The organism is Kocuria sp. CH-021, assembly GCF_049716185.1.
GTDB lineage: Bacteria > Actinomycetota > Actinomycetes > Actinomycetales > Micrococcaceae > Kocuria > Kocuria cellulosilytica.
The window spans coordinates 21244-28254 of the sequence record NZ_JBNAFK010000030.1; the positions used below are offsets into that span (position 1 = coordinate 21244).

Annotated in this window: 6 protein-coding genes; 3 read left to right on the forward strand and 3 right to left on the reverse strand. The window is 76.3% G+C overall.

From position 1 onward, the window contains the following. Positions 1 to 69: 69 nt before the first annotated feature. Positions 70 to 825, reverse strand: coding sequence for an ABC transporter ATP-binding protein (locus ACPYN7_RS17035; protein WP_231738465.1), 756 nt, complete (start codon positions 823 to 825; stop codon positions 70 to 72). A gap of 140 nt (positions 826 to 965) precedes the next feature. Continuing rightward, complete coding sequence (locus ACPYN7_RS17040; RefSeq protein WP_058875464.1) at positions 966 to 2072, reverse strand: ABC transporter permease; 1107 nt, start codon at positions 2070 to 2072, stop codon at positions 966 to 968. 256 nt (positions 2073 to 2328) lie between these two features. Between ACPYN7_RS17040 and ACPYN7_RS17045 the strand changes: the two genes are divergently transcribed. Both ACPYN7_RS17045 and ACPYN7_RS17050 read left to right on the forward strand, forming a co-directional pair. Beyond that, entirely contained in the window at positions 2329 to 3642 is a 1314-nt protein-coding gene (locus ACPYN7_RS17045) for a sensor histidine kinase (protein ID WP_424348441.1), read from the forward strand. Further along, complete coding sequence (locus ACPYN7_RS17050; protein ID WP_424348442.1) at positions 3639 to 4271, forward strand: response regulator; 633 nt, start codon at positions 3639 to 3641, stop codon at positions 4269 to 4271. The genes ACPYN7_RS17045 and ACPYN7_RS17050 overlap by 4 nt, the downstream gene beginning before the upstream one ends. 86 nt (positions 4272 to 4357) lie before the next feature. Here ACPYN7_RS17050 and ACPYN7_RS17055 read toward each other — a convergent pair whose 3' ends face one another. Beyond that, positions 4358 to 6310, reverse strand: coding sequence for an ABC transporter ATP-binding protein (locus ACPYN7_RS17055; RefSeq protein WP_424348443.1), 1953 nt, complete (start codon positions 6308 to 6310; stop codon positions 4358 to 4360). A 73-nt stretch (positions 6311 to 6383) separates the two neighbouring features. On the opposite strand from ACPYN7_RS17055, the gene ACPYN7_RS17060 reads away from it, so the two are divergent. After that, entirely contained in the window at positions 6384 to 6878 is a 495-nt protein-coding gene (locus tag ACPYN7_RS17060; RefSeq protein ID WP_058875467.1) for a MarR family winged helix-turn-helix transcriptional regulator, read from the forward strand. Positions 6879 to 7011: the final 133 nt, after the last annotated feature.

Here is a 7011-nt window from a genome sequence, read left to right on the forward strand (position 1 = left end):
ACGCCCACGATCCGCCGTGGTCGTACGGGCTCCTGCGGGTCACGGGTCGGCACCCCGTCGGGCGCGGGCTCAGCGCAGGCGGCCGTCGCGCATGGTCACGCACCGGTCGGCGAGCGGGACGAGCTCGGTGTCGTGGGTGACCACGACCGTGGCCGTGCCGAACCGCCGGGTGGCGTCCACGATCAGGCCGAGGACCTCGCGGGCCCGGTGGTGGTCCAGGGCCGCGGTCGGCTCGTCCACCAGCAGCACCTGCGGCGAGCCCATCAGTGCCCGCGCGATGTTCACCCGCTGCCGCTGCCCCCCGGAGAGCTGGTGCGGGCGCCGGGCGGCCGCCGCGCCCAGGCCGACGAGCTCGAGCAGCCCGCCCGCCCGCTCCCGGGCCGCCTCGAGGTCCCTGCCCCGGGCTCCCCGCACGTGGGCGGTGAGCACGAGCTGCTCCAGGGCCGTCAGGGACGGCAGCAGATTGGGCTGCTGGAAGACCATCCCGATCCGGGTCCGGCGCAGTCGCGCGAGCTCGCGCTCGGGCAGGCCGGTGATCTCCCGGCCGGCGAGGAGCACCGCCCCGGCGCTGGGCCGGACCAGGGTGGCGGCCACGGCCAGCAGGGACGACTTGCCGGACCCCGAGGGGCCCACCAGGGCGGTGACCGTGCCGGCCTCCGCAGCGAGGTCCACGGCGTCCAGTGCCCGGACGGTGCGGGGGCGGCCGTTCCCGTCCGTCCCGTCGGGATAGGCGAGGGTGACGTCCTCCAGTCGGAGCACGGCCCCGGAGGACGTCGCCGCGGCGTTCGTCGCGGGTGCTGCCGCGGAGGCCACGGCGGATGTCACGCCGGATGTCACGCCGGATGTCGCCGCGGATGTCACGGTGGAAGTCACGGCGGATGTCACGGCGGAGGTGTCCGGCGACGTTGCCGGGGCCGGGGTGGTGCGGAACGGCGTGGTCCTGCGGGAGTGGTCAGCGCGCATGGTCAGTTGCCTCCGAGGGCGAGCAGGGGATCGACGGACGAGACGCGGCGGGTGGCGAGCAGGGCCCCGGCCGTGCCCAGGACGAACACGCCCAGGACCGGGACCAGGACAGTGGCGGGAGTCAGCGCGAACGGGACCGCGGTCCCGGCGGCGAGTCCGCCGGCCAGTCCCCCGAGGCCGCCGGCGAGGACGCCCAGCAGGAGGACCGCGGCGGCCTGGGCCAGGGCGTCCCGCAGCACGTAGCCGCGCGAGGAGCCCAGCGCCCGCAGGACGGCGATGTCGCGGGTGCGCTGGATCGTCCAGACGGTCAGGAACGACACCACGACCAGGGCGGAGATCCCGTAGAGGAAGGCCTGCATCATCAGCAGCGAGCCCCGCTCCGAGCGATAGGCCGGCAGGGCCGCCAGGGCGCCGCGGGCGTCGGTGGACACGGTGCCGGCGGCCTCGTCGGCCGCCGCCACGGCCCCCTCGGGGAGTCCGGCGCCGGCGGGCACGGCCAGGGCGGTGGCCCCGGCCCCCTCGCCGAGGTGGGCGATCCCGGGGAAGTCGGTCATCGACGTCCACACCACGGGCACGTGGCTGTAGTGCTCGTCCGCGGCGATGCCGGCGACGGTCAGCTCCGTCGAGGACAGCCGGACGACGTCCCCCACGGACAGCCCCAGGTCCCCGGCCACGGTCTCGCTGAGCACGGCGCGCCCGGGAGCCGGGCGCGCCGATCCCGCGAGGGTCCCGAGCGCGGGGACCAGTGCCGTGTCCTCCTCCAGTCCGACGACGGCGACACCGGCCGCCCCGCCGCCGGCGGTCCCGGCCCGGCTCTGCGCCACGCCGAGACGCTCGACGACCGCGGCCCCGGCGGCGTCCTCCCAGATCCGCAGCTGCTCCTCCGTGATCCCGGACTCCGGGAAGGACGGCTGCCCCGATCCGTCCGCCGGGGCGCCGAACACGATGCGGCCGGCGTCGAGACGGTCCAGGGCGGACGTGCTCTGGCGGCCCAGGCCGTCGGTCAGCCCGGTGAGCAGGACGAGCAGGAGGGTGATGAGGGCGACGACCCCGCCGACGAGGGCGAACCGCCCTCGGGCGAAGACGAGGTCCCTGGCGGACAGGTACATGGGATGGCTCCTGGGGTGTGGTGGCGGTAGCTGTTCTTCCGTCCTCCAGCCTGGCGGGGGCGGGCCGCCCGCGGATCGGCCGCCCGGTCGGTCCTGCGGCGCCGTCGGACGGACCCGCCGATCCATCGAACGGTTGATCCGGGGGCGCCGCCGCGCGCATAGCATGGCCAGGTCTGCTGCGGACGCCCGTGCCGCCGTGGAGCCGGGCGGTGCCGGCCGCGTCCGGGCGGACCGCGACCGTGCGAGAGGAGATCCGGTGGACGACGCCTCGACGCCCGCCGTGCTGCGCGCCCTGCGGGTCACGCTGCACGTGGGCTTCGCGGGCCTGCTGGCGCCGGCCCTGCTGCGCGTCGTCCTCGGGGCGCACACCGCGCACCCGGCTCCCGGCGACGTGCTGCCGGTGCTGTGCCTGGGTCTCGCCCTGGCCGGGGTCTACCTGGCCGGAACGCTGTGGGAGAGCCGCTTCGCCCGAGGACGGACGAGCAGGGACCCACGGCCGCTGGCCCGGCCCTGGCTGGGCCTGGTCACCGTGCTGTGGAGCCTCCTGACCCTGTACAGCCCGGACTTCTCCTGGGTGGTCTTCCCGCTCTTCTTCGTGTACCTGGTCCTGCTGCCCCGCACCGCGGCCCTGGTCAGCATCGCCGTGCTGACCACGGTGGTGGTCCTGGCCCAGCACCTCCACGCGGACCCCGGCGGCTTCACCCCGGCCATGGTGGCGGGACCGGCGATCGGGGCGGTGTCCGCCGTCGTCGTGGGGCACGCCTACCGGGCGCTGTACCGCGACGCGGAGCACCACCGGCGCACCGTCCGGGAGCTGGAGGCCGCCCGCGCGGAGCTCGCCCGCCAGGAGCGCGAGGCCGGCCGGGCCGGGGAGCGCGAGCGGCTGGCCCGGGAGATCCACGACACCCTCGCCCAGGGCCTGTCCTCGATCGTGCTGATGTCCCGGGCCGCGCAGCACTCCCTGGAACGGCAGGACGCGCCGCTCGCCCAGGAGCGCCTCGGCGTCATCGAGGCCACCGCCGCGGAGAACCTGGCCGAGGCCCGCCGCTTCGTGCGCGACCTCGGCGCCCCGGCGCTGGACGCCGACCTGCCCGCCGCCCTGCAGGAGCTGTGCACGCACACCGCCGAGCGCGCCCGGGCCGCCGGCCAGGACCTGCAGTGCAGGTTCCGCCGCGAGGGACCGCTCCCCGCGGTGCCGCAGGCCCACCGGACGGTGCTGCTGCGCGCGGCGCAGTCCTCGCTGGCCAACGTAGTGGCCCACGCCCGGGCCCGGACCGCCGTGGTCACCCTCGCCGGTTGGGCGGACGCCGTCTCGCTGGACGTCTTCGACGACGGCGACGGGTTCTCCCCCGCGTCGCTCCCGCCCGCCGGCGAGGACCACGGCTTCGGCCTGGCCCAGCTGCGGGCCCGTGTCCAGGAGCTGGGGGGAACGCTGAGCGTGGAGTCCGGTCCCGGCGCCGGGACCGTGGTGGGGGTCCGCCTGCCCCTGACCCCGACCTCCGCGCCGGGCCTCGGCCCCGCCGCGGATCCGGGAGCCGGCGGGGCCCGGACCCTCCGGGCGGCACCGTGAACGCCCCGCCCCTCCGCGTGCTGCTGGTCGACGACCACCCCGTGGTGCGCGCCGGCCTCCGGGCCCTGCTGGAGGGCGCCGGCGGCATCACCGTGGCGGCCGAGGCCGGCGACGGGCAGGAGGCGCTGCGGGCGCTCGCCGAGGCGGACCCGGTGGTGGACGTGGTCGTCATGGACCTGCAGATGGGGCCCGGCATGGACGGGATCGAGGCCACCCGGCGGATCACGGCGCGCAACGGGCCCCCGGTGCTGGTCCTGACCACCTACGACACGCAGGCGGACATCCTGGCGGCCATGGCCGCCGGCGCCACCGGCTACCTGCTCAAGGACGCGCCGTCGGACACCGTCCGGCAGGCGGTGCGGGCCGCCGCCGCCGGCCGGCCCGTGCTCTCCCCGGCCGTGACCGCGCACCTGGTGCAGCGGGTCGCCGCACCGGCCACCGCCCTGACCGCCCGGGAGATCGAGATCCTGCAGCGCCTGGCCACCGGCGCCACCAACCGGCAGCTCGCCCGGGCGCTGTTCATCTCCGAGGCCACGGTCAAGACCCACCTGGTGCACATCTACGCCAAGCTCGGCGTCGACAACCGCACCCAGGCGGTCGACCGGGCCCGGACCGAGCACCTCATCTGACGGGTGGGCGGCCCGAGCGCACCGGGCGACCCGCCCGACCACGGGAGCCGGCGGCCGTGCGTCCCCACGGGTCAGCGGGTGCCGGGTCAGCGGGTGGCGGGCCCGCCGGCCGGTGCGGCGGTGGCGCGGTCCGGCCCCGTCCGGGCGGCCAGCAGCGCGAACGGGCCGCCGGCCCCGCGCAGCTCCCGCGGGGCGCCGCGCTCGACGACGCGGCCTCCGGAGAGGACCACCACCTGGTCGGCGTTCTCGACCGTGGAGAGCCGGTGGGCGATGGTCAGGGTGGTGCGGTCCGCGGCGAGCCGGTCGAGGGCCTCCTGGACCTGCGCCTCGGTGGTGTTGTCCAGGGCGCTGGTGGCCTCGTCGAGGACCAGCACGGGCGGATTGCGCAGCACGGTCCGCGCGATGGCCAGGCGCTGCTGCTCCCCGCCGGAGAAGCGGTGCCCCCGGGCGCCGACCAGGGTGTCCAGCCCGTCCGGCAGCCCGGCGACGGTGTCGGCGATGCGCGCGGCGCCCAGGGCGCGCCACAGCTCCGCCTCGGAGGCGTCCGGGTCGGCGAGCAGCAGGTTCTCGCGCACCGTGGCGTGGACCAGGTAGGTCTCCTGGGAGACGACGCCCACGATCCGCGCGAGGTCCGCCGGGTCGAGCTCGCGCACGTCGACCCCGTCGATGCTCACCCGTCCTTCGGTGACGTCGTTGAGCCGCGGCAGCAGGGAGCCGAGGGTGCTCTTGCCCGAGCCGGTGGGACCGACGACCGCCGTGGTGGTGCCCGCCGGCAGCACCAGGTCGATGCCGTGCAGGACGTCGGGCCCGTCGTCGTAGGCGTGGCGCACGCCCTCGAACCGGACCTCGCCGCGCACGCCGGCCGGATCCAGCCGCACGGGCGCCGCCGGCGGGGCGATCTGCGGCTCCAGGTCGAGGTACTCGAAGATCCGGCTGAAGAAGGCCAGCGCGGTCACCCACTGCACGCCGATGTTCAGCAGGCCCATCACGGGCCGGAAGACGGCCCCCTGGAGCGCGGTGAACGCCACCACGGTGCCGATGGTCATCCCGCCGCCGGTGGCCGGGAACCCGGCGGCCAGGTAGATCACCGCGGGGATGGCGGTGAAGACGATCTGCATGGTGGCCATCCGCCAGCGCCCGGCCAGCTGGCTGCGCAGCTCCAGGCCCACGAGCCGGTCGGAGCGCTCGGTGAAGCGGTCCGCGTCCCGCCCGGTGGTGCCCAGGGTCTTGGCGAGCCGGACCCCGGAGACGGACAGGCCCTCCTCGACCTGGGTGTGCAGCGCGGCGAGCTCGCGCTGCCGCTCGTCGGTGACGTCCCGGCGGATCAGCGCCACGCGGCGGGACAGCCAGATCGCCGGCGGCAGCACCAGCAGGGAGATGAGGCTCATCGCCGGGGACAGCACCACCATGGCCACGGCCGTCGCCACGGCGGTCGTGAGGTTGGAGGCCACCCCCGTGGCGGAGCTGGTGACCACGGACTGCATCCCGGCGATGTCGTGCGTGAGCCGCGACTGCACCTCCCCGCCCCGGGTCCGGGTGAAGAACCCCAGGGACTGGGCCTGCAGGTGGGTGAAGAGCTGCACGCGCAGCGCGTGCATGACCCGCTGCCCCATCGCGGTGGCCAGCCAGGTCTGGACCACGCCGATCACGGAGGTCACCGCCGCGACCCCCACCATCGAGGCCGTCAGCGCCAGCAGCAGCCGGGTGTCGCCGTGCGGCAGGGCGTCGTCGATGACGCCCCGGACCAGGAACGGCTGGGCGAGGTTGACGACCGAGGACGCGGTGATGAGCACGACGACGAGCGCGATCGTCCTCCGGTGCGGGGCGAACAGCGCCGCGATCCTGCGCGGGCCGACGGGGTGTCGGGCGAGCTGCTCCCGGTCCGCGGGGTCCAGGCGGGCGGGGCGCCCGCCCCCGCCGCCGGTGCCTCCGGTGATGCCGCTGCCGGCACCCGGTGGACCGGCGAGTCCTGCGGCCGGGGTGTCCCCGCCGCCGTGCGCCGGGGCGCGCACGCGCCCGGCGCGGTGGGTCAGGGTCATGGGGACCTCCTCGGGACGTATCAAGGAGGTTACCTCTCTATGAGGCAACCTGCAATGAGGCTAGGATGGCTCCATGCCGCACGACGATCCGGATCCGGCCCGCCTGGGCGACCTGCTGCACGCCGTCTTCCGCCGGCTGCGCCGCCGGTGGGCCGAGCAGCTGGCCCCCTTCGGGCTGACCCCGCACCAGTTCCGGGCGCTCGACGCCCTGGCCGGGCACGCCGGGGCGCACCGGGACGACCGGGCCGGGACCTGCCGGCACGGCGACGGGCCCGGCGCCCTGCGCGTGAAGGACCTCGCCGACGCCCTGCGCATCGCCCCGCGGTCGGCCACCGAGGTGGTGGACCTGCTCGAGGGAAAGGGGCTCGTGGAGCGGGTGCCGGACCCCTCGGACCGGCGCGCCACGCTGGTGGCCCTCACCGCGCGCGGGGCCGAGCTGCGCGGGACGGTGCGGGAGGACCGGCGCCGGGAGTCCGAGGAGTACTTCGCCCGTCTGGACCCGGCGGACCGGATCGAGCTGGAACGGCTGCTCCGCCTGCTCGCCGCGGATCCCCCGGCCACGAACTGAACCGTGGACCGGGCCACGGGCTGAGCCGCGGAGCGGCCCGGTCGGGACCGGGCCGGCTCAGACGCTATGGGGGTAGGCGGTGCCTGGGTCTTGTGACCGGGGCCCCGCTTATGCAGAGTACGTGGATCGCCCT

What these genes read in the sequence shown, in the direction of transcription:
- ACPYN7_RS17040 (WP_058875464.1), bottom strand. Translation starts at nt 2,072, where the DNA reads ATGTACCTGTCCGCCAGGGACCTCGTCTTCGCCCGAGGGCGGTTCGCC.
- ACPYN7_RS17055 (WP_424348443.1), bottom strand. Translation starts at nt 6,310, where the DNA reads ATGACCCTGACCCACCGCGCCGGGCGCGTGCGCGCCCCGGCGCACGGC.
- ACPYN7_RS17060 (WP_058875467.1), top strand. Translation starts at nt 6,384, where the DNA reads ATGCCGCACGACGATCCGGATCCGGCCCGCCTGGGCGACCTGCTGCAC.